Source organism: Terribacillus halophilus (assembly GCF_900162685.1).
GTDB classification, from domain to species: Bacteria; Bacillota; Bacilli; order Bacillales; family Amphibacillaceae; genus Terribacillus; species Terribacillus halophilus_A.
In genome coordinates, this window is sequence record NZ_LT727827.1 from 315,475 (window position 1) to 338,854 (window position 23,380).

At 42.4% G+C, this 23,380-nt stretch carries 24 protein-coding genes, 1 pseudogene and 2 riboswitches; of the genes and pseudogenes, 5 read left to right on the forward strand and 20 right to left on the reverse strand.

Annotated features, from left to right (window positions below; genetic code table 11):
• Nucleotides 1-13: 13 nt before the first annotated feature.
• A riboswitch (SAM riboswitch) is annotated at nucleotides 14-119 on the reverse strand.
• A gap of 183 nt (nucleotides 120-302) precedes the next feature.
• Both B1K52_RS02525 and B1K52_RS02530 read left to right on the forward strand, forming a co-directional pair.
• Entirely contained in the window at nucleotides 303-713 is a 411-nt protein-coding gene (locus tag B1K52_RS02525; RefSeq protein WP_077305114.1) for an Lrp/AsnC family transcriptional regulator, read from the forward strand.
• A 123-nt stretch (nucleotides 714-836) separates the two neighbouring features.
• Nucleotides 837-1,598 (forward strand): MBL fold metallo-hydrolase, encoded by a 762-nt coding sequence (locus tag B1K52_RS02530; RefSeq protein ID WP_077305117.1) that lies wholly within the window; start codon nucleotides 837-839, stop codon nucleotides 1,596-1,598.
• Nucleotides 1,599-1,660: 62 nt separating this feature from the next.
• Here B1K52_RS02530 and B1K52_RS02535 read toward each other — a convergent pair whose 3' ends face one another.
• From B1K52_RS02535 to hpaB, 13 genes are all read right to left on the reverse strand, one after another.
• Entirely contained in the window at nucleotides 1,661-2,515 is an 855-nt protein-coding gene (locus B1K52_RS02535; RefSeq protein WP_077305120.1) for a DegV family protein, read from the reverse strand.
• A 117-nt stretch (nucleotides 2,516-2,632) separates the two neighbouring features.
• The gene (locus B1K52_RS02540) at nucleotides 2,633-4,126 is read right to left on the reverse strand and encodes an amino acid permease (RefSeq protein ID WP_077305123.1); all 1,494 of its coding nucleotides are present in this window, start codon (nucleotides 4,124-4,126) and stop codon (nucleotides 2,633-2,635) included.
• An 83-nt stretch (nucleotides 4,127-4,209) separates the two neighbouring features.
• Nucleotides 4,210-4,395, reverse strand: a riboswitch (Lysine riboswitch).
• Nucleotides 4,396-4,517: 122 nt separating this feature from the next.
• Nucleotides 4,518-5,021, reverse strand: a complete 504-nt coding sequence (locus B1K52_RS02545) for a DoxX family protein (RefSeq protein ID WP_077305126.1) — start codon at nucleotides 5,019-5,021, stop codon at nucleotides 4,518-4,520.
• Between the two features lie 234 nt (nucleotides 5,022-5,255).
• Nucleotides 5,256-6,308 carry a tetratricopeptide repeat protein gene (locus B1K52_RS02550; RefSeq protein ID WP_077305129.1) on the reverse strand — a complete coding sequence of 351 codons (1,053 nt, stop codon included), beginning with the start codon at nucleotides 6,306-6,308 and terminating at the stop codon, nucleotides 5,256-5,258.
• 138 nt (nucleotides 6,309-6,446) lie between these two features.
• Nucleotides 6,447-7,025: a 5' nucleotidase, NT5C type gene (locus tag B1K52_RS02555; RefSeq protein ID WP_077305132.1), complete on the reverse strand. Its 579-nt coding sequence runs from the start codon at nucleotides 7,023-7,025 to the stop codon at nucleotides 6,447-6,449.
• Entirely contained in the window at nucleotides 7,025-8,128 is a 1,104-nt protein-coding gene (gene ribD, locus B1K52_RS02560) for a bifunctional diaminohydroxyphosphoribosylaminopyrimidine deaminase/5-amino-6-(5-phosphoribosylamino)uracil reductase RibD (protein ID WP_077305135.1), read from the reverse strand. Before ribD ends, B1K52_RS02555 begins: the two co-directional genes overlap by 1 nt.
• Nucleotides 8,121-8,876: a GTP cyclohydrolase II gene (locus B1K52_RS02565; RefSeq protein ID WP_077305138.1), complete on the reverse strand. Its 756-nt coding sequence runs from the start codon at nucleotides 8,874-8,876 to the stop codon at nucleotides 8,121-8,123. Before B1K52_RS02565 ends, ribD begins: the two co-directional genes overlap by 8 nt.
• A gap of 224 nt (nucleotides 8,877-9,100) precedes the next feature.
• Nucleotides 9,101-9,571 (reverse strand): Cys-tRNA(Pro) deacylase, encoded by a 471-nt coding sequence (gene ybaK, locus B1K52_RS02570; protein WP_179106437.1) that lies wholly within the window; start codon nucleotides 9,569-9,571, stop codon nucleotides 9,101-9,103.
• A 31-nt stretch (nucleotides 9,572-9,602) separates the two neighbouring features.
• The gene (locus tag B1K52_RS02575) at nucleotides 9,603-10,010 is read right to left on the reverse strand and encodes a hypothetical protein (protein ID WP_077305141.1); all 408 of its coding nucleotides are present in this window, start codon (nucleotides 10,008-10,010) and stop codon (nucleotides 9,603-9,605) included.
• Between the two features lies 1 nt (nucleotide 10,011).
• The gene (locus B1K52_RS02580) at nucleotides 10,012-10,215 is read right to left on the reverse strand and encodes a helix-turn-helix transcriptional regulator (RefSeq protein ID WP_077305861.1); all 204 of its coding nucleotides are present in this window, start codon (nucleotides 10,213-10,215) and stop codon (nucleotides 10,012-10,014) included.
• Between the two features lie 78 nt (nucleotides 10,216-10,293).
• Nucleotides 10,294-10,809 (reverse strand): DNA topology modulation protein, encoded by a 516-nt coding sequence (locus B1K52_RS02585; protein ID WP_077305144.1) that lies wholly within the window; start codon nucleotides 10,807-10,809, stop codon nucleotides 10,294-10,296.
• Complete coding sequence (locus tag B1K52_RS02590; protein WP_077305147.1) at nucleotides 10,809-11,294, reverse strand: 2-thiouracil desulfurase family protein; 486 nt, start codon at nucleotides 11,292-11,294, stop codon at nucleotides 10,809-10,811. The genes B1K52_RS02585 and B1K52_RS02590 overlap by 1 nt, the downstream gene beginning before the upstream one ends.
• Nucleotides 11,295-11,475: 181 nt before the next feature.
• Entirely contained in the window at nucleotides 11,476-12,906 is a 1,431-nt protein-coding gene (gene hpaB / locus B1K52_RS02595; RefSeq protein WP_143588819.1) for a 4-hydroxyphenylacetate 3-monooxygenase, oxygenase component, read from the reverse strand.
• A 298-nt stretch (nucleotides 12,907-13,204) separates the two neighbouring features.
• Here hpaB and B1K52_RS02600 point away from each other — a divergent pair, with 298 nt between their 5' ends.
• On the forward strand, nucleotides 13,205-14,158 hold the full coding sequence (locus B1K52_RS02600; protein ID WP_077305153.1) for an L-lactate dehydrogenase: 954 nt from the start codon (nucleotides 13,205-13,207) through the stop codon (nucleotides 14,156-14,158).
• A gap of 31 nt (nucleotides 14,159-14,189) precedes the next feature.
• On the forward strand, nucleotides 14,190-15,812 hold the full coding sequence (locus B1K52_RS02605) for an L-lactate permease (RefSeq protein WP_077305156.1): 1,623 nt from the start codon (nucleotides 14,190-14,192) through the stop codon (nucleotides 15,810-15,812).
• 422 nt (nucleotides 15,813-16,234) lie between these two features.
• Here the strand turns inward: B1K52_RS02605 and B1K52_RS02610 are convergent, their stop codons facing one another.
• The 4 genes and pseudogenes from B1K52_RS02610 to B1K52_RS02625 all read right to left on the reverse strand — a co-directional run bounded on the left by B1K52_RS02610 (nucleotide 16,235) and on the right by B1K52_RS02625 (nucleotide 19,548).
• Nucleotides 16,235-16,780 carry a hypothetical protein gene (locus tag B1K52_RS02610; RefSeq protein ID WP_077305159.1) on the reverse strand — a complete coding sequence of 182 codons (546 nt, stop codon included), beginning with the start codon at nucleotides 16,778-16,780 and terminating at the stop codon, nucleotides 16,235-16,237.
• A gap of 22 nt (nucleotides 16,781-16,802) precedes the next feature.
• Nucleotides 16,803-17,480, reverse strand: coding sequence for a DUF554 domain-containing protein (locus B1K52_RS02615; protein ID WP_077305162.1), 678 nt, complete (start codon nucleotides 17,478-17,480; stop codon nucleotides 16,803-16,805).
• 210 nt (nucleotides 17,481-17,690) lie between these two features.
• Nucleotides 17,691-18,461 (reverse strand): TSUP family transporter, encoded by a 771-nt coding sequence (locus tag B1K52_RS02620; protein ID WP_077305164.1) that lies wholly within the window; start codon nucleotides 18,459-18,461, stop codon nucleotides 17,691-17,693.
• Nucleotides 18,462-18,564: 103 nt separating this feature from the next.
• A pseudogene (locus B1K52_RS02625) lies at nucleotides 18,565-19,548 on the reverse strand (glycoside hydrolase family 43 protein).
• A gap of 247 nt (nucleotides 19,549-19,795) precedes the next feature.
• Here B1K52_RS02625 and B1K52_RS02630 point away from each other — a divergent pair.
• The gene (locus B1K52_RS02630) at nucleotides 19,796-20,710 is read left to right on the forward strand and encodes an iron-hydroxamate ABC transporter substrate-binding protein (protein WP_077305166.1); all 915 of its coding nucleotides are present in this window, start codon (nucleotides 19,796-19,798) and stop codon (nucleotides 20,708-20,710) included.
• A gap of 105 nt (nucleotides 20,711-20,815) precedes the next feature.
• On the opposite strand, the gene B1K52_RS02635 is transcribed toward B1K52_RS02630, so the two are convergent.
• From B1K52_RS02635 to B1K52_RS02645, 3 genes are read right to left on the reverse strand one after another with little or no spacing between them, the layout of a single operon-like run.
• Nucleotides 20,816-21,475 (reverse strand): haloacid dehalogenase type II, encoded by a 660-nt coding sequence (locus B1K52_RS02635; protein ID WP_077305168.1) that lies wholly within the window; start codon nucleotides 21,473-21,475, stop codon nucleotides 20,816-20,818.
• A complete protein-coding gene (locus B1K52_RS02640) occupies nucleotides 21,468-22,895 on the reverse strand; it encodes an MDR family MFS transporter (protein WP_373022124.1) in 1,428 nt (475 codons plus the stop codon). The genes B1K52_RS02635 and B1K52_RS02640 overlap by 8 nt, the downstream gene beginning before the upstream one ends.
• Nucleotides 22,896-22,936: 41 nt before the next feature.
• Entirely contained in the window at nucleotides 22,937-23,359 is a 423-nt protein-coding gene (locus B1K52_RS02645; protein ID WP_077305171.1) for a universal stress protein, read from the reverse strand.
• Nucleotides 23,360-23,380 lie beyond the last annotated feature (21 nt).

Genomic DNA, 23,380 nt, shown 5'->3' on the forward strand with positions numbered 1-23,380 from the left:
GCTTCCTCTATTCATCTTATCTGCCGGTAATCAAACCGATGGATGTAGCACAGTGTCTGTTGCCAGACCTGCTGCTGAGGTTTCAAAGGGCCATATCCCTCCACCTCTCTGGATAAGAAACATATATAGTTTTAAGGAAGTGTAGCAAACGTCTACAGGATTGTCAATATACCTTATCGGGATACACGGAAATATCTCCCCGTTATTTTCCGTACCATGCCCTTTAGCTTAATTTTTCTTCATCTCTGGTATAATGCGATTAACAAGTACGTATTTAAACAGGTCGTAAAGGATGTAATAAGATGCTGGATGCCACCGATCAACAAATAGTAGGAGAATTAACAAAAAACAGTCGGATTACGATGAAAGAACTTGGAGAGAAGGTTCATCTTTCTGCTCCTGCCGCTGCAGCAAGGATTGCCAAACTAGAGGACAATCAAATAATTGAGGGATATTCCATCCGAATTAACCAAGATAAATTAGGATATCCCCTCCATACTTTTTTGACGATATTTACTAAGAACACGAGCCACCAGCCTTATTTAGCTTTTATTAAAACAAAGCAGCTGTTTGTTGTGAACAACTATAAAATCAGCGGTCAAGGCTGTTACTTGCTGGAATGCCGTTTTCCATCACAAGCCGATTTGAATCAATTTTTGAATGAGTTAAATAACTATGTAAATTACAATCTCTCTATTGTTATTGATAAATAACGCCCTCATGACAACCAACACTTTCGAATCTAAAGCAAAAGCTTTAAAACACGTTAGAAAAGCCATGTATGAAATAATTCTCCTATTCTACACTATACATACTTTGAAAAGGGAGAGAATAACATGCATGTAAAACTGATTCGAAATGCAACACTTGTCGTTGATTATGCAGACAAGAAATTTTTAATCGATCCAATGTTAGCTGTAAAAGGAACATATCCGCCATTTCCCAACTCCGTTCGACAAGACCAGCGTAATCCTCTCGTTGATTTGCCGGAGCCCGTGGAAAACATCCTCGACGGCGTTGATGCTGTTATCTTAACTCATTTACATCTGGATCATTTTGATGAAAGCGCAAAAGAATTGCTGCCAAAGGATTTAAAGATATATGTTCAAGATGAAGATGATGCAAACGAGGTTAAAGGGAGCGGCTTTACGGATGTAGAGATACTTACAGAGAACACAGTCTTTGATGACATACAGTTAGTGAAGACAAAAGGAGAACATGGGCGCGGAGAAGTTTTGAAGCTTGCTGGCAATGTTTGCGGGGTTATCTTGAAGCATGCAGTTGAAAAAACACTTTATATTGCCGGAGACACTGTCTGGTATGAAGCAATACAGGATACACTTGCTAAACAGCAGCCTGAAGTAATTGTCGTAAATGGCGGCGATAATCAATTTTTAGAAGGCGGCTCCCTTGTAATGGACAGGAAAGATATTTTAGAAGTGGCCAATGCTGCTCCACATGCAACAGTTCTCTCTGTCCATATGGAGGCTGTTAATCATTGGGGACTATCAAGAGAAGCGCTTCAGCATTTTCTTGTCGAAAAAGAGATAGCCGATCAAGTAATTGTACCTAGTGATGGAGATTCCTTAAAACTCTAATAGCGTTATGTAAAAAAGAGATGAACGCAGCAGCGCTTATCTCTTTTTTCGTATATCGTATATTAATCTGCCGGCATCCAGCTTGCGCCAATTCCGCCACGTCCAAAATGAATGGCCATCACGGTGCTTATTTCGTTCCCGATAAAAACTTCTACCTTATCTCCGTAAACTTCCATCGCATGCTTCAAATCGTTCGCGAGATCAATGGAATTCACATGCGTAATCCGTACAACCTGCTTGCCTGTTTCGGCGATATTATGCCCTAATTTCTCGATCATCCACTTTATAACTCGTTTCTTCGTCCGAACTTTTCCGACAACCTCAAGTTTCCCATCCATTAAACCGATAATTGGTTTAATATGGAGCAGATTGCCGATTCGAGAAGCCGTTTTGGACATTCGGCCTGAACGCACAAGTGTTGTTAAATCGTTGATGGTCAGGTACAAGTGTCCTTGTTGGCAATAAAGCGTGATTGCTTCTAAAATTTCCGTAAGGGGTTTGTCTTGCTCAATGAGTTGACAAACTTTTATGACAATATTTTCGACACCGATAGACGCTGTGTTGGTATCAATTACATGAATACGGTCTTCTGCTCCGTCAATCATCGTACGTGCAATACGAGCTGATTGCACCGTTCCGCTTACATTCTCTGTACAATGCAAGCTGATTATTGCGTCATATTCGCCCAGCAGCTCCTCATACAGTGCTTGAAATGTATCTGGTGAAGGCAGGGAAGAGGAGTAGGAAGCTCCATCATCTATTAATTTAAACAATTCTTCATTGGTTATATCTTTTAAATCAGTATAAGACTTATCGTTCACAATAACATTCAGGTGCGCATAATGGATGAAGGGATAACGCTGTAAATCCGCTTCTCTCATATTCGTAATGCTGTCTGTTACAATTGCAATTTTCATTTATTCACCTCTTCTTAATTATAACTGTTTTAGCTGATAAAGATACAACATTATGTACTTTCAGCAAGGTGCTGAAGATAAAACAAAAGCTGCCGGATGACCGGCAGCTTTCTCTTCTTATTCTGGTGCTGTTTCGTGCTCTGGAGTCGTCAAATCAACTTCTTCCAGTTTGTGCACCTTCGTTTTCTTTTTCGCTTTAAAGATAATCCAGCAGAGCAGGAAGACTGGGATACCGATGTAGGAAGCAATAAAGTTACCCCAATCGATTCCACCATCTGTGAACGATGAGAAGCTCTGACCGATAATGACAATCACACATAATGTGAAGGCTAGTATCGGCGCTGCCGGATAGAATTTCGCTGTATATGGTAAGTCTTTGATATCGTTGCCTTGTGCCAAATACGCTTTACGGAAACGATAATGACTGACTGCAATACCGATCCATACAATAAAGCCGGCCATACCGGAAATGTTTAAGAGCCATGTATACACAATTCCGTTACCGAAGAAGGAAGTTAGAAATGCAACACAGCCTACCGCTGCTGTTGCAAGCAACGCGTTTACTGGTACGCCGTTTTTGTTCAGCTTGCCAAGAAATGCTGGAGCTTTGCCTTCTTTCGCCAAGTTCCAAAGCATCCGTGTGCTCGCATACATACCGGAATTACCAGCAGACAGCACTGCTGTCAGGATAACCGCGTTCATAACCGAAGCCGCAAACGCGATACCAGCTTTTTCGAATACAAGTGTGAACGGGCTTAAACGTACATCATCACTTGCAAGGCTGTCCGTTGTATACGGAATAATCAAACCAATGACGAAGATTGCTAAAATATAGAACAATAGAATGCGCCAGAAAACCGAACGGATTGCTTTTGGAATCGAGTTTTTCGGGTCATCTGCTTCCCCCGCAGCTGCACCAAGCAATTCCGTACCTTGGAACGAGAAACCTGCCGCCATGAACACACCAAGCAAAGCAAGGAATCCTCCTTTAAACGGTGCTTCTCCAACAGTAAAGTTCGAAAATCCTCGTGATTCTTCTCCAAGGATGCCGACGATCATTAAGATACCAACAATAATGAAAATAATAACAGTAACTACTTTAATTAAGGAAAACCAATACTCCGATTCCCCAAATCCTTTTACCGAAATATAATTCAATAAGAACATGATAAGCAGACTGACTGCACTCCATATCCATGATGGAACATCTGGGAACCAGAAATCCATAATTAACGTGACGGCTACGAGTTCAGCTGCGATTGTGATCGCCCAGTTGAACCAATAATTCCAGCCAAGTGCGAACCCAAAGGACTCGTCAACAAAGCGTGTAGCATACGTGCTGAAGCTTCCGGATACAGGCATAAACGCTGCCATCTCCGCCAAGCTTGTCATTAAGAAAAATACCATACAGCCAATTAGTGCATACGCAAGCAATGCACCGCCTGGACCTGCACTGCTGATGGCGCCTCCGCTGGCTAGGAATAGACCTGTACCAATCGTACCACCAAGGGAAATCATCCCTAAATGCCGGGCTTTCAGTTCTCTGCGTAAGCCGGTTTGTTTCGTGTTGTCTTGATTGCCCACTTTCTTTACCCCTCTCTGTTCTTGCACTGTTGCGCTACAGATACGAAAAAAGACCGTCCCGGATAGCTTGCTCTATCCGAACGGCCTTTACTTATAAACAGCATCATTCTCACAAAGATAGCGCAACACGTCAGCTTTGCGACTGACGTGACAGTTCTGTCCCTATTTGAGTACAGACCCAGCCAGAGGAATGGAGAATCCATCCGGCTTCGGCAGCTGCTCCTTTCCAAACTGATCCATGATCTCTCCTGATCTCCCAGTCTGTACTATTAACAGCCGCATCCTCTACCTCATCAAATGATGAGGATTTGTATGCAATTGAAAACTCAATTAACTTTACTACACACACTCGCATATTTCAACAAGAATTTTTTACTACAAAAAGAAACACGCCATTATCGCGTGTTTCTGCGTTTTATCAGATAAGTTGTCTTTTCCTGTTTTCACTGGAGTTATTGATCGCTGTATGGCGCAAGGATGGCATAATCCAGCGATCAATACCGTAACGTCCTGCGTTAACGCCGCCAATTAAAAGGAGCAATCCCAAGATAATAAGAATCAGATTCTGCTGAATGGCACCACTTAATAGAAATGATAGATTCATCAGTATCCCCATAACCGCTGCAAATCCGGTAAAAGCCCCAACTAGAATCGCAAATCCTGTCAGCGTTTCTCCCCACATGACGAGAAAGCTGAAAATCTCCGAGTTCGGGAGCACAACTCCTTCGAGAAAATTCGCCCATCCACGTTGAATGAAACCAGCATCTGGACGCGCTGCCGCACCTTGTACAAAACCACTCGCGTCAAAATTGCCGCTCATCAGCTTACCTATACCTGCTGATAGGAATGTGTATCCAAGATACAATCTAATGACTAGAAAAACAATGGCAGCTCCTTTGCTTTGCCGAATTGCATGAAACATACTATTTCCTCTCCTATCACTGTAAGATTTGCAAACCTAGTGGATTAGCTCTCCCACAGCACTAGTATAAGAGAATTTTAATAAATTGGAATATTTATACGGCAAACTTAATATATTGGTAATATTTTTGGAAAGTAATTTAATAAATCACCTATCTATCCCCTGCTAGGATAAATGCTGGCTTTTCATAATTCTTAGGTAACAGGAACATATTCCTAATAAAAAACGATACGATTACTGCATTGCCAGCTGGTAATAATAATTTGCTGGTTTTGCTTCCCCTTTCATTGTGTAATACCTTGCCAATCGTATGCTGTAATAATAGACACTAGACTTATCATCAATAGACTCAAAATAGGAGATTCCTTGTTTCCAGACACATTCAAAGCAGTCACGGTCAATAAACTGCTTGTGCAGCATGGCAAAAGCCCATTGATAAATAGCATCTTGTTCTGCTTTACTCATTTCAAATCCAATTCGATAATAGTGCATCGCTTCCTGCTGACAATCAGCGTGGAAAAGTGATTCTGTTAAATAGTAAATACTCTTTAAGTAGTTGTTGTTAGGTGCTGCTTGAACAGCCTGTTCAAAATAATGAATTGCCCCTTTAAATTCCTGCTGTACGAAAGATAGAAGACCAAGATTATGTTGCACCATAGCTGTCAACTCTGATGATGATGTAGTATCTGAAGGTTGGAAGGCTAGCGCCTCTAGGAGATGTGATTCTGCTCGATTGAAATTCCGAGCTTCTAGGTGGATAAGTCCAAGCAGCAAATTGCACTTCGCCAAATAAGGCTGCTGGTTGTATTCTGCTGCATAATGTAAAGCCTTCGCTGAATTGTAAGCTGATAATGCTGGGATATAGGCCTGATAATAAGCATGTGCCAGCTTAAAGTAAAAGTCAGCCTTTTCTTCTTCCTCCGTGATATAAAGTTCCGCATGTTCAAAATATCGTATCGCATCTTTCCATCTATTCTCTTGGAAGAACATTTGTCCTTTAAAGTAATGATAATAGTAAGTATTCAATGGTGTTAAAGCGTGGCCTTTGGCTTCAAATTTCCCCATTAGCCTTTCTGCATCATGTATTTCCTCTTGCATGATTTTGTACCGAATAGCAAGCAGATCGGCAGCAACTAATACTTCCTCCGCCGCTGCGTCCTTTTTTATTGCTTCGATCACCTCTGCAAGAATTGCCGCTGCCTCTTTTCTCTCTTGCTTTATCATGCCGTAGAAGTCTAGAAGCAAAGCGCTGAGATTTTTATCCGTTTCTGATAAAACGATGTTCACCTTAACTCCTCCTCCACCATTAATATATCTAATTCACCATTTTTAGCAGAAATCTTATATGATACCCTTTAATTCTCTACCAATCAGGAAATTCCTCTTTGTAAAGAGGAAAAAGAAGGATTAACGATAAAATCTTCGTTAATCCTTCTTTCCATTTCGTATAATCTCTTTTATCTCTGATAATTCGCTAATTCTCGGCAATTGTACGTGCTGATTATAGGATTGGTTCTTTACAAACACGTTGGTTTTGGACTCCTTTAGTAAGGTGTCCAAAACATCCGGCTTGTCATCAAAATAATAATCCAGCTCAAGCTCTTTTATAATAGTAATTTTCTCTTCGTCTTTCATTCCATAAAAGAATTGCTCATCCTTGACGGGAAAGCCAAGATTTTGCATCCACACTTTTGTTCTTTCACCGTGTTCCTTTGGTCTGGCGGTAATGTAATAAATCTCATGGCCATCTCGCTGCAATTCCTGTAAGAGCTCAACTGCATTCGGGAACGGCGGACAGGTAGTATAGTAGATTTCCTCCAAGCTGGAATTCCACATGTCACGCCCTTGTGCCTCTGACAGTCCGAATGGCTCGTGGATTTCGACTCGCTCGAGCTGATGAAAAACAGTAAGCGGAATTTGTTGGTTCATTTTTTTATTATATAGATGAAAAGCGTGCTCCCGCAGATTGATGAGCGTATCATCAATATCAAACCCGAATCTCATTACTTCTTTTCTCCTTTGCTGTACTGCGGATAGCCGATGAACTTAAAATCTTGTCCAATTTTGATAATCTCTGTATGAGTCAAATCAACCGCGTCTGCCATTTTCTCAAAGCCCGTACCTTCTAAGAATGTAGGTGCAGCTTTACCGCCGATCAATTTTGGTGCGAAATACAGTACTACTTTGTCGATGAGATGTTGTTCCAAGAAAGAAGCGTGTACGCTGCCTCCCCCTTCAATCAACACCGAAGAAACAAGCTGTTCACCCAATATGCTTACTACTTCCTTTACATCGACACGGCTGCTGCTTGTGCGAAATACCTTTATTCCTTTATTGATAAGCGTCTGCTCTTTTTCACTGTCTGCCTGCTGGCTTGTGAAAATCCAAGTATCGGCCAGTTTGTCTGTAACTACTTTGCTGTCCAGCGGAATTCTTAGCGTGGAATCAAGTATGATGCGAAGCGGATGACGTCCGTTCGGTATTCTAGCTGTCAGTTCAGGATCGTCTTCTATAACAGTGTTCACACCAACAAGGATGGCCATGTTTTCATGACGGAGCCGGTGAACATCCTGTCTGGAAGCAGCGGACGTGATCCATTTGCTGTCCATTGTATGCGTCGCAATTTTACCGTCCAATGTTGTCCCCGCTTTTAGTGTAATAAACGGCTTTTTCTCGACGATAAATTTATTAAATACTTCGTTCATCTGCCGGGCCTCTTCCTCCCGCACGCCGATAATTACTTCCATGCCGGCTTCCTCCAGAATTTTCACGCCGTTTCCAGCCACTAGCGGATTCGGATCAAGCGTTGCGATGACCACTTTTTTAATCCCGGCTCCCTTAATCGCTACCGCACAAGGTCCGGTTCTGCCATAGTGGGAACAAGGCTCAAGCGTGACATAAATTGTCCCACCCTTTGCCTGCTCTCCTGCCATTCGGATCGCATGAATCTCCGCATGTGGTTCTCCAGCCTTTAGATGCGTACCAATACCGACGATGCGATTATCATTCACAATGACAGACCCAACCAATGGGTTCGGATCTGTCTGCCCTTTCATCGCTTGTGCGTTTTGCAAGGCCAAGTCCATATAAAACGTATGCTCAGTCATTGCTGCAAATCTCCTCGTCGCCAAGATGACCTGAACGGACGATTTTTGTTTTAAGATAATTCTCGTTATATTCGGATACATCTCCCCAGAGCGCAGCACGGCCGGATAGCTGCATGCCTGCCTGTTCCATCGCTGCCAGCTTTCGTGGATTGTTCGTCATCAATGTTACCGGCTTTGTTCGCAAAGCTTTCAGCACTTGGATCGCATCTGTGTAATCTCGGGAATCATCTACAAAGCCGAGAGCCTCATTTGCTTCCACCGTGTCGTAGTCGTTTTCCTGCAGAATGTAGGCCATTGCCTTGCTGAACAAGCCAATACCGCGTCCTTCGTGGTTAGCAAGGTAGAACAAAGCACCAGCGCCGTGCTCGACGATTTTTTGCATGGACTGCTTCAGCTGAAAACCACAGTCACAACGTTTACTTCCGAAAATATCACCTGTATGGCAGATGGAATGCATCCGAATGAGTGCATCCTCCGCTTCAGCAAAATCACCATAAACGAGCACACTGGATTGCTGCATCTCAGCTAAATTCATATCCGATAGCTTATGAATAATTTCCTCGTAGTCTTTGGCTACTTCATTGCAATTCAGCCAGCAATACCACTGGAATGTTACAGTTTCTCCATACAGACTCACAGGCAGTTTAATGGGGCCAACAAGATAAATTGCTCCCTCTGCTGTAGGAATAAGTTCTATTTTATCTTTTAATATCGAAATAGCCTTCGATTCTAATTTCATATCCGTCATCAATCTTTCTCCTTTTTTATCAGTGTACGTAGAATATACTGGATTTATGTAGGCACAAGTCCACCAGTCTGCGTTCTTCTTCTATCATAGTATGACAGATGTATTCTTTGAAGCAGATGCGCTCAGATTGTCTTTCTTTTAAAGATGATGTGCTAACTATACACCGAAAAAACAAAAGGAGAAATAAAAAGGCTCCTGCTCTTTTTAGAAAGCAGAAACCCTTATTACATACTTATGGCAGCTAATTTATGAGGAACAACTTTTGCAAGATCAGCCAGCGTGAGTTCTACCTGATACCCAATCTTACCCGCACTAAATATGATGGTACCAAAGGCTTGTGCAGATACATCCAGAACAGTACGAAAATTCTTCTTCATCCCGATGGGCGAACATCCTCCATGCACATAACCTGTCAGAGAAAGCAATTCCTTGGCTGGCAGCATCCGCACCGACTTCTCTCCAACACTAGCTGCGGCCAGCTTTAAGTCCAACTCTTTCTTAACCGGAATTACAAATACATAGTGCTGCCCTGTTTTGCTGACCGTAACGAGCGTCTTAAACACGCGGGCCGGATTTTGACCTAATACCTCAGCAACGTCTATACCGCTTATCGCATCGGTATCTGCATAGCTGTAATCGTCATAGGGTATCTTCTTTTGGTCTAGGAGGCGCATGACGTTTGTTTTGTAATCCACTTAAACTGACTCCTTTCACTAAGGCAGAATCCTATAATCGTTTCACTACAAATAACCCTGCGGCTGTAAGAAATACCATGATGGTTCCATATATCGCAAGGATGCCAAGTTCAATTGTTTGATAACCTATCCCTACAAGTATAAGTAACAGTATGCCTGATACAAACCCTATGCCTACAGATGCCATTAATAAGTAATCCTTTATGATTCTTACTGTCCGCTCATCCATTTCAGGCAAGCTTTTTCTCCGCCGGACGAAGCTGACAAGTATTGGCAGCCCAATACCACTTACGACACCAACTAGGGTAAGTATAATGAAGGAAGTTCCAGATGGAAATGGTTCACCAGCAAGCTCTAACCCAATCCACAGTCCAATGAAACAACATAGGGTAATAAAAGAGTAAAGCAGCAATTCATAACGCTTCTTTCCTTTACGCATATTACTCCTCCTCTAGATAGAATAAATGGTCAAGCGGCACGTTAAAATATACCAGCAGCCGTAACGCAAGCTCTAAGCTGGGATTGTATTTCCCTTTTTCAATGGCATTAATTGTCTGACGTGTAATTCCAAGATCTTGGGCCAATTTCACCTGTGTAATGTGGCGTTCCTGCCGTATCTCCCTGACTCGATTCGTCACTTTCATCTTCATCATTCCCTGTTCTTCTGTAAAGATATCTTTACACATAATATATACCAAAAAAAGCCAAACGTAAAGGTATGTTTACACCTGACTTTTCATTTCATCTACATATTTTTGAACATCTCTAGAACTATTCAATATGATCACTTGCTTCTTTTGAGCTAGTACTTCAAGCTTTTCCAACATACCTGGACGTTTGGATTTCGGATAGTGCCAAACCCATTTAAGAAATGCCATATCTATCTTTTCCTTACACCCTTCTTGCATATCTGGCCGCGAGCGATTATGGTACATCAGACGACGTTTTAACACTCTGTACAGGCAAAGCATCCGAGGCATGTCCAGGAAAATAATTGTATTCGCTGCCTCTAAGCGAATATCCAGCGTACTATTGTAGTTTCCATCACTAATCCAACTATCCCCGCTCACTAGCTGCTGTTGAATCTGTTTTTGTTCTTCTCTTGTCGTTAAAACCCAATGAGGCTTCCACAGGATTGCGTCTAAATGCCAGACTTCCATTTGCAGAATCTCACCAAGTCTTCTAGCTAAGACAGATTTTCCTGACCCACTCGAACCAACAATGGCAATTCGTTTCATTATACGTTCCCTAATCCTAGCTTCAGTATTTCCTGTTCCTCTCCTAGCTCTGCTTCGGAAATTACACGAATGCCGGCACGCCTGAACATCGCTGTTGTCACACCAGCAGCCGCCTGCCTTTGCCCTTGGAAAGTCCCATCATAGATAAAGGAGCTTCCGCAGGAGGGGCTATTCTCTTTTAACACAACCAAGTCAACATTGTTCTCTTTCGCAATAGCTAATGCACGCGCAGCTCCTTCTATGTACATGTCCGTCACGTCTGTACCCGAGAGCTCCCTTACTTTGGCCGTGCCATCTAACACATCGTATCCGCTTCCTCCATCAATTTCTGCAGGTTCCCTCGGTGTGAGGAAACCTCCAAGTAATTCTGGACATACAGGAATGGCTTTTTTCTCTGCAATAAGCTGCTCTACCATCGTATCGGCGGCAGCTGTTCCATTGTAACGAACGGCTTTGCCAGCGAGACATGCACTTACCATGATCATACGCTTCCCTCCCTCTATTTGTTTCAAGTCAGCCTGCTCTTCAAATTCAAAGTAGCTACATTCCCAGAATTTGTACCACTTTATGTCAAATCATACTGCTGATTCAACACGGAAGCAACACGTGTCTGTCAATTCAACAGTTTTACTTACAAGCGAAAAGACCCTGTCATCGAGGGCCTTTTCACTTTAATAGATCATCTATTTTCTTCGTATATGGCTGCAGATCAAATGACCCATAAAACTGACTTGTCAGCCGCACTGGATCTCCGAAGAAGAAATACTCATACAGCGCCTCTCGTGTACCAAAAGAAGACATAGCAAAATCCCAAGCCAGTCGGAATAGTTTTACACGATCCTTCCCTTTCCTCGATGTGCCCTGAAGATAATGATTAAGATCGGCTTTTTGTTCCGAAGCAAATGCTTGCAATGGCGGGATGCTCATCAATCCGCTTGCACCTAGCTGTTGGATGATGGGCGCGATTGTTGGGGATTGACTTGCAAATAAGTTGGATGCAACTTGCAGCAGTTTTAAATCTGGGCAGCAAGTACCCCAATAGTCTGGTACTGCCTTTTCTTCTGCTTGGTGCAGGAGCGCTTGCAGCATCTCTAGTAAAATGAGAAGGCTTGCTGCTTTTTCTTGTACATGTTGGTATTCGGCTATATTGATTTCTTCTATAAGTGACTGCACAATACCAATGGCAAATTCCAACTTAGCTATTCGGCGGATTAATACTTGATGTAACGTTAATGCAGAAAAGCTGCTTTCTTGTTTAAAGCTATTCGCTGCCATGACATTATCATAATAAAAAACACGTTCCCAAGGTACGAGCACCTTATCAAATATTACAATTGTGTCTGCTTCTTCATATCTGGCGCTAAGCGGATATTCAGCTCTGCTTCTTCCTGCAGCAAATGTTTCTCTCGCTACAAACGTCAGTCCGTCCGTGTTGCTAGGAATAGCAAAAGCGAATGCTCTGTCACGTTTGAAACCAGCGGCGGACATGACAAGCAGTTCATCCGTAATTCCTCCCTGTGTTGCCAGCAGTTTAGCTCCTTGAACGATAATACCCTCTTCATTGCGGTCTATCACTGTTGCCCCGATCGGTTCATCCTCTTGTTCAAAATAAAAGTCGCCTCTGTTTACTTGAGGATCAATGAATGTATGTGTCATCGCCAAGTCATGATGTCTTACATACTCATAATAATTTCGTAAATGATCCGGAAAACAATTCTCTTTTTCTTCTAATAAACCAGCGGATGCGGAAAATGCTGCTAAGACGGTATTCATATAATCAGGGCTTCTTCCGAGCATGCCGTGTGTGTGATCAGCCCAGCATTTTATCATCTTGCCTCGGCGTTTGATATCTTCTTTTGTTTTCGGTTGAAGATAGGAAAGCCCAAAACGCTCGCCTGTATCGGCATCTTGAAAAGTCAGTACATCCGTGTGTGATTTTTTGTGCTGCAAATCATACAATTCCGCTTGAGAGCGCATCACACCGCGAAAAGCAGCATGTTTGGAGAAAGGCTTAATTATTAAGGATTTACCGTATAGCACATTGATTCCCATTGTATTAATACTGCTAAGGTACATATCGCCCGTTCTGACTGACACGAATCTACACCTCCATCGCATAACGCGTTCTGTTCTTGCAAATATAAAAACTGCTACTCATCATTTCTTCTCTCTATGACGGTACGAATCGCTGCAAAGAATAAAATTAAGATGAAGATACCGAACGCAAACAGCATCGTAAACATCGAAAAACCCCCTCCAGGAAACCTATTCCAATTGTTCACAATTTATTCAAGACATAGGGCTTGATAAAGTTTGTGAAGTATTGCACAATGTAAATATGAAGAATGTGAAGTTATTCACATATCTTAAATCTTACTAAAGGTGATGATCTGATATGGAAAGAATCAATAAAGTAGCTTTAATCGGTGCGGGATTCGTTGGGAGCAGCTATGCGTTCGCATTGCTGAACCAGAATATCGTAGATGAACTAGTGATTATTGATTTAAATGAAAATAAAGCGATGGGCGATGCTATGGATCTAAACCACGGTCAAGCATTTGCCCCTCGCCCAACAAAAATCAGCTACGGCACATACGCTGACTGCCAAGATGCTGATATCGTTTGTATTACAGCCGGTGCTAATCAAAAACCAGGTGAAACTAGATTAGATCTAGTAAGCAAGAACATCAAGATTTTCAAGGGTATTGTAGATGACGTAATGGCTAGCGGTTTTGATGGTATCTTCTTGATTGCAACAAACCCAGTAGATGTATTAACACATGCTGTCTGGAAATTCAGCGGTCTGCCAAAAGAACGTGTAATCGGCAGCGGTACAACATTAGATTCCAGCCGTCTTCGCTACATGCTTGGTGATTATTTTGGCGTAGCACCGCATGATGTGCAGGCACACATGATTGGCGAGCACGGTGATACAGAACTTCCAGTGTGGAGCCAAGCAACAATTGGCGGTGTTCCGCTTGAAACGATGATGAACACTGACACCAAATACAAAGTGGAAGACTTGGATGAAATTTACGTAAACGTTCGTGATGCAGCTTATCAGGTGATTCAGAAAAAAGGTGCTACTTATTATGGTATAGCGATGAGTCTTGTACGCGTTACGCAGGCAATCCTTGGAGATGAAAAAGCAATATTGCCAGTCACAGCACATCTGAATGGAGAATATGGAGAGAAAGATGTTTACATTGGCGTTCCGACCATTGTTGGTCGTCAAGGTGCACAGCAGGTATTGGAGCTTCCATTGAATATGAAGGAAAAAGAACAATTCCAGCACAGTGCCAGTGTCCTTCGCAGCATTGTAGAATCTGCTTTTCAACCAGTAAACTAATTCTATCCATTAGAAAAGAGATGAGCATGTTATGTGGATGCAAGCTTATGACCCGTTTGGAAATGAGTATGTTAGTGCAGTAGTTGCTTTTTTACCGATTCTGTTCTTCTTGGTGGCTTTGACTGCTTTTAAGATGAAAGGAATACTTGCTGCGGGGTTCACGCTTATTATCAGTTTCGCAGTAGCAGTATTTGTCTTCCATATGCCTGCACTAAAAGCATTATCTGCTATCGTGCTTGGTATCGGCAACGGTTTATGGCCGATTGGGTATATCGTCCTTATGGCTGTTTGGCTGTATAAGCTCGCAGTTAAATCTGGTAAATTCGATGTAATCCGAGGCAGTATTGCTAGTATCTCGCAAGACCATCGCTTACAGCTCTTATTAATCGGTTTTAGTTTTAATGCATTTCTGGAAGGAGCAGCCGGCTTCGGTGTACCAATTGCCATCAGCGCTGCCCTCCTCACCCAGCTCGGCTTCAAACCGCTAAAAGCAGCGGGACTGTGCTTGATTGCCAACGCTGCATCCGGTGCATTCGGCGCTATCGGAATTCCGGTTATTACAGGTGCCCAGCTTGGCGGAATCAGCAGCCTGGAACTATCTCGGACGCTAGCATTTCTTTTGCCACCCGTCAGCTTTGCCATTCCATTTCTGCTCGTCTTTATTCTCAACGGATTCAAAGGCATCAAAGAAACATTACCTGCATTGCTTGTACTTAGCGGTACGTACACCATCATCCAAACGGCAACAATGATTTTCATTGGTCCGGAACTTGCCAATATTGGTGCAGCGCTTATGAGCATGGGTACGCTTGCTCTCTTCCTGCGTAAATGGCAGCCAAAGCATATTTATCGGGAAAAAGATGCAGAAATTACAGAACAGCCACAAAGTTATACGGTAGGACAAGTAGCGAAAGCTTGGTCTCCTTTCTATATCCTAACGATTGTGATCGCCCTATGGAGCACACCATTCTTCAAGCAACTGTTTGCAGTTGATGGGCCGCTGGCAGGCTGGATTGCTTATGTGAAAATGCCTTTCCTACATCAAGAAGTTGTTAAAATCGCACCAATTGCTGTCACAAACACACCGATGGATGCCATTCTGAAACTGGACTTGGTGTCTGCAACCGGTACGGCCATCTTAGCAGCTGTCATCCTAACAAGCCTCTTCAGCCGGAATATCAACTGGAAATGTGCAGCTAGCGGTTTGCAAGAAGCAGCCAAAGAACTTTGGATTCCCGTACTGACTATCTGCTTTATTATGGCATTTGCAAATCTATCAAACTATGCCGGACTAAGCGCCGCAATAGGTTTAGCTTTAGCCAAAACAGGCAGCCTGTTCCCGCTATTCAGTCCGATACTCGGCTGGATTGGTGTCTTCATCACAGGATCTGTTGTCAGCAACAACGCTCTATTCGGAACGCTGCAAGTCGTTACCGGCAGCCAAATTGGCACCAGCTCCGCACTGCTGTTATCCGCCAATACAGCCGGCGGTGTCATGGCCAAACTCATCTCACCGCAGTCAATCGCCATTGCCACTGCTGCTGTCAAGAAGACCGGAAACGAATCTGCACTGTTCAATATGACGATTAAGTACAGCTTACTGCTGGCCGGATTCGTTTGTATCTTGACATTTGTATTGTCACTATTTTTATAAGACAAGAGCTTGGGACAAAACAAGATTTAATTCCGTACATCTCTACTTTTTTATAAAGTCCTCCGACGGCTGCTGACTCTCCAACTCTTGCTGTTACCGTTGGACAAGAATAAAAGTAAGACACCGACAAGAAAATCGCTATCTTTTTCGCGGAGTCTACGTATTCTACCCTATACAAGTGAAGGTTTCCCATAACACAAATCAGCGTAGGAAATACACGGAGACTCCCGCGCCTAATTTCCAATGCGAAAAATCCAAACAATGCTGCTGTTATTGCAGTTTTGTTTGGATTTTATATAGCTTAAACAGTTATGCCCCAGCCACTCTGCAGATCATCACACTTAATTCTAGGTGTTTTCCCATACATCGATCCAAATGGTTCTCAAACCTATATCCTTAACAAGGACTTTAAGGGGGCCTGGTTATTTCCATACACGCTTATACTTTTTCTGATATTTCTCATCTTCGACTGTCTCCATTAAGTTCATCGCCGTCTCCCTTATTTCCTCATCACCCAACTGGTCATATAAATGTTTCATATTCTGGATGATATCAAACCGAATTAACGTATAATTCTTTTCTGCTGTCCCATTTTTGAAACGGTCGACCATATAGGCCATGATTCTATCTTTCTGCGGAGCAGCCGCAAGTCCAACTTTCCAAATCGCTTGGAGACTGTGCCTGGCAGTAACGAATTTCTCATCTTTCGTTACTTCCCAGAGCTTCGGCAAATCAGCGAGCATTCTATTTTCCGGATCACTTTTTGCTAAATTTGCTAAATACTGAGCTGCTCGCGAGCGCTGGTGATTATCTTTATCGGTCAAGCCCTCTAACAAGTCATCCCAAACCTCATATGCCCAGTCTACTTGCTGCTCCGTCACTTCAAGGATGTACAGATAAGCTTTATAGCTTTCTTGTTTGTCTTTGGATTTTGATTTCGCAAACGCCTCTTTTAATACTTCATCCATATACAATCGCTCCTCCGACAAATTAAATAAACTTCAAAACAAGAAAGAACACAGGAGGAACAAGCAAGGCTGGAAGAAAGTTCATCGTTTTAAATTTCTTAATTCCGAGAATGCTTAGCCCTGAGGCCATAATCAATATGCCACCAACAATGCTCACTTCATTTAGCAGATCGACGTTCACTGTGCTTTCCAATGCTTTTGCCAATAAATAAATTGACCCTTGCCAAACAAACACAACTCCTGCGGACAGCGCTATACCAAAGCCGAAGGTAGACGCCAGCACAAGTGATGTGACAAAATCGAGCATTCCATTCGCCAGTAAGTAAGCATAATCTTGATGCAGTGCTGCTTCTACCGGACCTAAAATGGAGAGCGATCCAATACAGAAAAGCAAGATAGCTGTTGAGAGTCCTTCTGCCAAGTTGGATTTTGAAAACTTCTTCACTACGTTATTAAAACGAGTATCTAAATCCAGCTTCTCCCCTACAATCGCTCCAATAGCGAGGCTAATGATAAACAGAACCGAATAATTGCTTAGTGGCAGATGTCCCACAATCGCATTAACACCTAATGCTAGCGCCGCCAAACCCATTGCCTGCATTAAAATTGTTTGATATCTGTCCTTTAATCCCTTTTTAAATGCCGTACCAAGTGTACTGCCGATGATAATCATTGCTACGTTGAATAGTGTTCCGAACATCTTTATCCTCCTACGTTCTTTGCTTCCGTTACGCGTCCCGCGTTCATATCATTTTATATATATGAAAAATAGCTGTTACTGCCGCTCCGGAAAATTCACATAATTTTAGTATAACGTACACTTCCCGCTATTATTAGTCCTAGCATTGGATGATCAACTAGATCACTGCCTAGTTTCATCACGCAATAAAAAAAGGCCCCTGGCCTTTTTTTACAGCATTTCCTTTATATAATCATACACATTCTTCAATATCATAACAGTCGTCACGACAATAAATAAAATACGTACATAGCCGCTGCCATTTTTAATCGCAAAACGGGAACCGACAATAGAGCCAAAGACACCAGATATCCCCATAATAAGGCCGATAGCAAAGTGAACTTGTCCTAAAATAATAAAAAGGATGAGTGCTGCAACATTACTTCCTAGATTTAATAGCTTAGCAGTACCAGCGGCTTGCAAGAAATCATAGCCGATAAACAGAAATGCAAAAATGAGGAAAGAGCCGGTGCCTGGTCCTAGGAAACCATCATAAAAACCAATTGCTGTAATAACTGCAGCAAAAAGAAGCAATCCTTTTGGTTTCAAGCGCTCAAAAGTAGAAACGCTTCCCCACTCCTTCTTCTTAATCGTATAAATAGCGACGACAACCAGCATAACGAGCATGAGCGGCTTGAATAATGCCGGATCAATGATATGCACAGTCCACGCCCCGAACAATGATCCGATAAATGATAACGGAAAGAACTTCATAACTGACTTCAATTCCAAATTCCCAGAACGATAGAACATATATGTACTAGTCAACGACCCCATTGTTCCGGCCACTTTATTCGTCGCCACAGCTGCTGCTGGGTTTAATCCTGCAAACAGCAATGCAGGAATCGTAATTAATCCTCCGCCTCCGACAACGGAATCAATAAATGCGGCAAGAAAGCCGAATAGGATAACAAGCAGTATTGTGTCTACGTCTAAATGCATAAAGTACTTCCTGCCCTTTCTTAAAAAAATTATTATCTCTCCTTCCATAATACCATACGCAAAAAAAGCTGCAGTTCATTCTGCAGCCTTTCTTTCCCTTTGCTCAGTATCGGGGCCAACCACTTGAATCCCAATACAAATCATTAATTAAAAGACGTGGAGATCCGTTATTTTCTGCATCATAACCATGTCGTACAATTACGTTGTTGTTATAAACATCTTGGTGACCCGGACCTATCCACCGTTCATTTCCTGCATCCAGAATCGTGCCGCCCCCATCAAGCATTCATTTCCCGCTTCGATCGACGTAAGGCCCAGTAATATCTTTTGATCTACCTACAGCAATCTTATAATCACTATCCACTCCTCGACAACAATGATCGAAGGACACAAACAAATAATAATAGCCATCTTTATACGTAATATTTGGTGCTTCAATAGCATGGTCAGGAACATTAGGTCGAGCCGCAATCGAGTATAATTGTCCGGTTGGTTTCATTGTATTTTTATCCAGCTTTGTTAGCTTAATCCCACTCCAGAAAGAACCGAATGACATCCATGGTTCTCCATTTTTATCAATAACCAAATCACCGTCTATAGCGTTGTAGTTGTTTGCTGCAGTTGACTTGATTACAAGTCCATCATCACGCCAATCTCCGGATTGAATACTTTTTGTAGAAGTGAGTCCAATCAAGGAATTCTTAGAACCAAATGAAGAGACCGAATAAAATACCCAATACCTTCCGTTGTAATAAGACACATCGGGTGCCCATTGGTTACGCTCATGGTTAGGTACATACTGCTTCCACCAAGCTAGCGGCTGTGGAAAGATAACTGGTGTTGCTCCCCACTGTTTCCCATCCTCTGACCGGAGTACTCGAATTCCATTCTTATTTACCTCTCCTGTTCCAAACGCCCACCAAACGTTTCCTTCTTTCGTGATTGAAGGATCATGCAGCATTGTATCCCCAGAAACATCCCAGAAACTTGCTGATGCATTTGGAATAAATAACAGTACTAGTACGAGAGATAATACAAAGGCCTTTCCAACTGTCTTCCTCCTACTTATCATTTCATTAGCCTCCATCGTTAATTTTCAATTGCACTTAGTCTATTTATAAGTTAATTTGTAAGCGTTAATAACAAAATAGTTAAAAACAGGGATTTAGTCCTTTCTTTAAGTTAACAGAACATCTAAATAGTAGATTTTCCTATATCTGTATTGAAATAATCTTTAATTGTATTGACTTTTCTTATGTTTATTCGTATGCTTTAATCACATGAAATTGATAATCATTATCAATTAATATCATAAAAGAAAGCGGGTAAGGTACATGAAAAAGTTAGGATTTGCTTTAATCGGTCTTCTTTTACTCATTCTAAGCGCATGTGGGTCTTCAGACAATACCAGTGCATCTGAAGGTGAGAATAAAACAAATGAAACAGTTACATATGAATCAGAAACTGGTGCAGTCGAAGTGCCAGCTGATCCGCAGCGTGTTGTTGTTCTTGGCTCTTATGCAGGTAACGTAGAAGCATTGGGCGTCGAAGTAGTTGGCGTAGACGATTGGGCCAAGAAAAGCCCGGTATTGGTGAAAGAACTTGAAGATGCAGAAACAGTTACAGAAGATGACGTAGAAAAGATTCTAGAGCTTAAACCGGATCTCATTATCGGTGCCAGCACGACGAAAAACCTGGACAAGTTCAAAGAAATCGCACCGACTGTGACGTACACATACAATAAACTAGATTACTTGGAACAGCACGTAGAAATCGGTAAATTGCTGAATAAAGAAGAAGAAGCCCAAAAGTGGGTAGATGATTTCAAGACACGTGCCAAAGATGCTGGTGAAGAAATAAAAGCCAAAATTGGTGAAGACACAACTGTAACCGTTATGGAGAATTACGAAAAAGGAATCGGCATACTCGGCGACAGCTGGGGACGCGGAACAGAAGTACTTTATCAAGCTATGGGACTTGCTATGCCAGACAAGGTAAAAGAAGTAACCGAACAAGAAGGCTACAAGATGATTTCAGAGGAAGTGCTAGCTGATTATGTCGGTGATTACCTTCTTATCAGCCAGTACAGTGACCAAGATAATTCTTATCAGGAGTCAGAGCTGTTTAAAAAAATACCGGCTGTTAAAGAAGGCAATGTATTAAAAGCAGATGCATATGCTTTTATGTTCAATGATCCGTTAACACTGGATTATCAGCTGAATTTCTTTGAAGAGGAATTGTTGAAATAACACAGAAATACCAGGACAACAAAAAGTGACCGAATCTTATAAGATTTGGTCACTTTTTTAATTACCTGTTATTCCGCTATTGAGGTTAAAGTAAAATAATTTTTACTAATCTTCCTTAAGACCATTCAAATCATGATAAATCTTATCCAACTCTTGCCCTAATTTGTCTGCTGGTACATTGTTTCGATTGATCCACGCCGTGTGAAAACCAAAATTCGCAGCGCCATTAATATCCCATCCATTTGAGGATAAGAACAGGACCTCATCCCGCTTTACCCCTAGCTGTTTTAATAAATACGCATACGCTGCGGTAGTAGGCTTGTACGCCTTTATTTCATCCACACTCACGACAGCATTAAAATATTCTGTAAGACCGGCATGCTGCAGCAGCGGCTCTAACATTGTTTGCGGACCGTTGGAGAAAACCGCCAGTTTTCGGTCTTGAAAGTGATGCAGTACTTGTTTTGTCTCTTCATAAGGCTGCAGCTGATTATATGCTTGCAATAAGTCTTGCACAACAGCATCAGAATACCTGCATTCATGTTTTTCCAAGCTATAATGCAGTGCATCCTTTGTCACTTGCGTGAACGGTTCATACTGCCCCATCAGCTGTCTCAGAAAAGCGTATTCAAGCTGCTTTGTCCGCCAAACCGAGGAAATAGACTTCCCTTTTTCCGGGAAATAACGTTCACACGCATCTTGGACACTATGCACATCAAACAATGTGCCATATACATCAAATACCATTGCTTTTACTTTAGTCATTGGAAACTCCTTTAGCTTGTTGTTTTTCCTTTGTACTATTCCGTATAATTAATGAAATCGGCACCATGATAATCATTAAAATACTTGATATAACAAAAGCTTCATTGATTGTCTGTAAGCTTGCCTGCTGTGCCGCTTCTCCAGCTGCCGTTAAATTCGCCCGGCGTACTTCATAATAGATACTGAAGAAGACAATCCCAAATGCGGACGATATTTGCCGCAGCACATTGTTCATGGCCGAACCTTGGGAGACAAGATGCTCTGGTATGTCATTCATGCCAGCAGTGGTTGCAGGCATGTTGCTGAGACCTAGACCTGCTCCTCTGACCATATTGATTACTAAGATGAGCCAGAAAGGTGTAGATAAGCTGAGGTTACCGATTAGGAAAGTAGATACAGCTAAAATCAGCAAACCTGGCGGTACAACCCATCTGGGGCCTTTTTTATCCAATAGTCTCCCGCCTAAGGACATCATAGCTCCACTCAGTAAAGCCGCTGGCAGGAATAAAAGCCCGGTTTGGATTTCACTCAATCCATAAACATTTTGAATCAACAATGGCAACAGAAAAATTCCGGAGAATAGACCAATAGAAGCTGTCGTCGTTACCGCAATCGAAACAGCATAGTTCGCATTATGAAACACGGATAACTCCAATAATGGCTGCTCTTTTTTGCGCTCATAAAACACGAAAACAACCACAGCTATGACACCAATCGCAATCAATACTAGGTTCGCTGGCGAAACAAGTATATCCAGTGTCTGCCCGCGGCCGAGCGCATATAGAACCAATCCGATTCCGAGCGTAACGAATACGAAGCCGCCTTTATCAAAGCGACGGTCTGGATTAGCATGCGTTGACTTTAGATACCGACTGGCCAGCAGCAACCCAAGCAGACCGAATGGCAAATTGAGCGCGAATAGAAAAGGCCATGGCAGATACGTAATCAATATTCCGCCAATCGTTGGACCGATTGCCGGGGCCACCATTGCTGCTACACCGTAAATGCCGACTGCAAGACCTCGTTCCTGCTTCGGAAATGCTTGAAATATAAGTGCCATGGAAATAGGCATCATTAATCCACCGCCGATTCCTTGAATAAATCGTGCTGCAATCACGAACGGCAGACTACCTGAAAAAATACCAAAAATGGACCCTGTCAGAAATATCGCAAGGCCCAGCAAGTAAATACTTTTTTTCCCAAACCTATCTCCAAGATAACCTGTCACCGGCATTGTCATACCCATCGCCACCATAAAAATGGTTAAAATCCAGCCAACACTAACTGCATTGGCATTAAATGTAGAAATCAGCGACGGTAAAGCCGGATTCAGCATACTATTATTTAAAATGACAGTGAATGTCCCAAAAAGGACAGCAACAACAACTAACCATTTAGATTGTAGTTTACTCACATGCATGCTCCCAGCTGTATTATTTTTTCTCCAGTTGGCAGCGCTTACTATTTAACGACCAATACTGGGCATTTTGCTCTTTTAATGACTTCTGTACTTACACTTCCGACAACAAGTTTTTGGAATCCGTTTAAGCCACGCGTTCCAATTACAACCAAGTCAAATAAGCCGTTATTCGCTTTTTCTGCTATCATTTTGCCGGCTTCACCCCGCTCAATTGTCCGCGTATAAGGGATATTTGCATTGCGCAGCTTCTCTTCATTATGCTGAATGCGCACTTCTCCATCCCGATACACATCATCTGGCTTCACATGCTGCAGCACAATCTCACTGTTGCGCACTTCTTGCAGCGCGTTAACGAGCTCCAGCTGCACTGGATGCGTACTGGCTTGACAGATCTTTATTACTTCCTCCGTTGCCCGAAGCGAGTGCTCTGAGCCATCAACAGCCAATAGGATTTTTTCATACATAAAGATGCCTCCTCCAACTAT

Bases quoted from the DNA above. Each gene is read 5' to 3' on its own strand.
- B1K52_RS02615 (WP_077305162.1), bottom strand. From the start codon at position 17,480: ATGTTCGGAACACTATTCAACGTAGCAATGATTATCATCGGCAGTACA.
- B1K52_RS02635 (WP_077305168.1), bottom strand. From the start codon at position 21,475: ATGACTAAAGTAAAAGCAATGGTATTTGATGTATATGGCACATTGTTT.
- B1K52_RS02585 (WP_077305144.1), bottom strand. From the start codon at position 10,809: ATGAAACGAATTGCCATTGTTGGTTCGAGTGGGTCAGGAAAATCTGTC.
- B1K52_RS02605 (WP_077305156.1), top strand. From the start codon at position 14,190: ATGTGGATGCAAGCTTATGACCCGTTTGGAAATGAGTATGTTAGTGCA.
- B1K52_RS02525 (WP_077305114.1), top strand. From the start codon at position 303: ATGCTGGATGCCACCGATCAACAAATAGTAGGAGAATTAACAAAAAAC.
- B1K52_RS02555 (WP_077305132.1), bottom strand. From the start codon at position 7,025: ATGAGATTCGGGTTTGATATTGATGATACGCTCATCAATCTGCGGGAG.
- B1K52_RS02545 (WP_077305126.1), bottom strand. From the start codon at position 5,021: ATGTTTCATGCAATTCGGCAAAGCAAAGGAGCTGCCATTGTTTTTCTA.
- B1K52_RS02580 (WP_077305861.1), bottom strand. From the start codon at position 10,215: ATGAAAGTGACGAATCGAGTCAGGGAGATACGGCAGGAACGCCACATT.
- B1K52_RS02645 (WP_077305171.1), bottom strand. From the start codon at position 23,359: ATGTATGAAAAAATCCTATTGGCTGTTGATGGCTCAGAGCACTCGCTT.
- B1K52_RS02565 (WP_077305138.1), bottom strand. From the start codon at position 8,876: ATGACGGATATGAAATTAGAATCGAAGGCTATTTCGATATTAAAAGAT.
- B1K52_RS02630 (WP_077305166.1), top strand. From the start codon at position 19,796: ATGAAAAAGTTAGGATTTGCTTTAATCGGTCTTCTTTTACTCATTCTA.
- ribD (WP_077305135.1), bottom strand. From the start codon at position 8,128: ATGACTGAGCATACGTTTTATATGGACTTGGCCTTGCAAAACGCACAA.
- B1K52_RS02600 (WP_077305153.1), top strand. From the start codon at position 13,205: ATGGAAAGAATCAATAAAGTAGCTTTAATCGGTGCGGGATTCGTTGGG.
- B1K52_RS02640 (WP_373022124.1), bottom strand. From the start codon at position 22,895: ATGCATGTGAGTAAACTACAATCTAAATGGTTAGTTGTTGTTGCTGTC.
- B1K52_RS02575 (WP_077305141.1), bottom strand. From the start codon at position 10,010: ATGCGTAAAGGAAAGAAGCGTTATGAATTGCTGCTTTACTCTTTTATT.
- B1K52_RS02530 (WP_077305117.1), top strand. From the start codon at position 837: ATGCATGTAAAACTGATTCGAAATGCAACACTTGTCGTTGATTATGCA.
- B1K52_RS02610 (WP_077305159.1), bottom strand. From the start codon at position 16,780: ATGGATGAAGTATTAAAAGAGGCGTTTGCGAAATCAAAATCCAAAGAC.
- B1K52_RS02590 (WP_077305147.1), bottom strand. From the start codon at position 11,294: ATGATCATGGTAAGTGCATGTCTCGCTGGCAAAGCCGTTCGTTACAAT.
- B1K52_RS02535 (WP_077305120.1), bottom strand. From the start codon at position 2,515: ATGAAAATTGCAATTGTAACAGACAGCATTACGAATATGAGAGAAGCG.
- B1K52_RS02620 (WP_077305164.1), bottom strand. From the start codon at position 18,461: ATGCATTTAGACGTAGACACAATACTGCTTGTTATCCTATTCGGCTTT.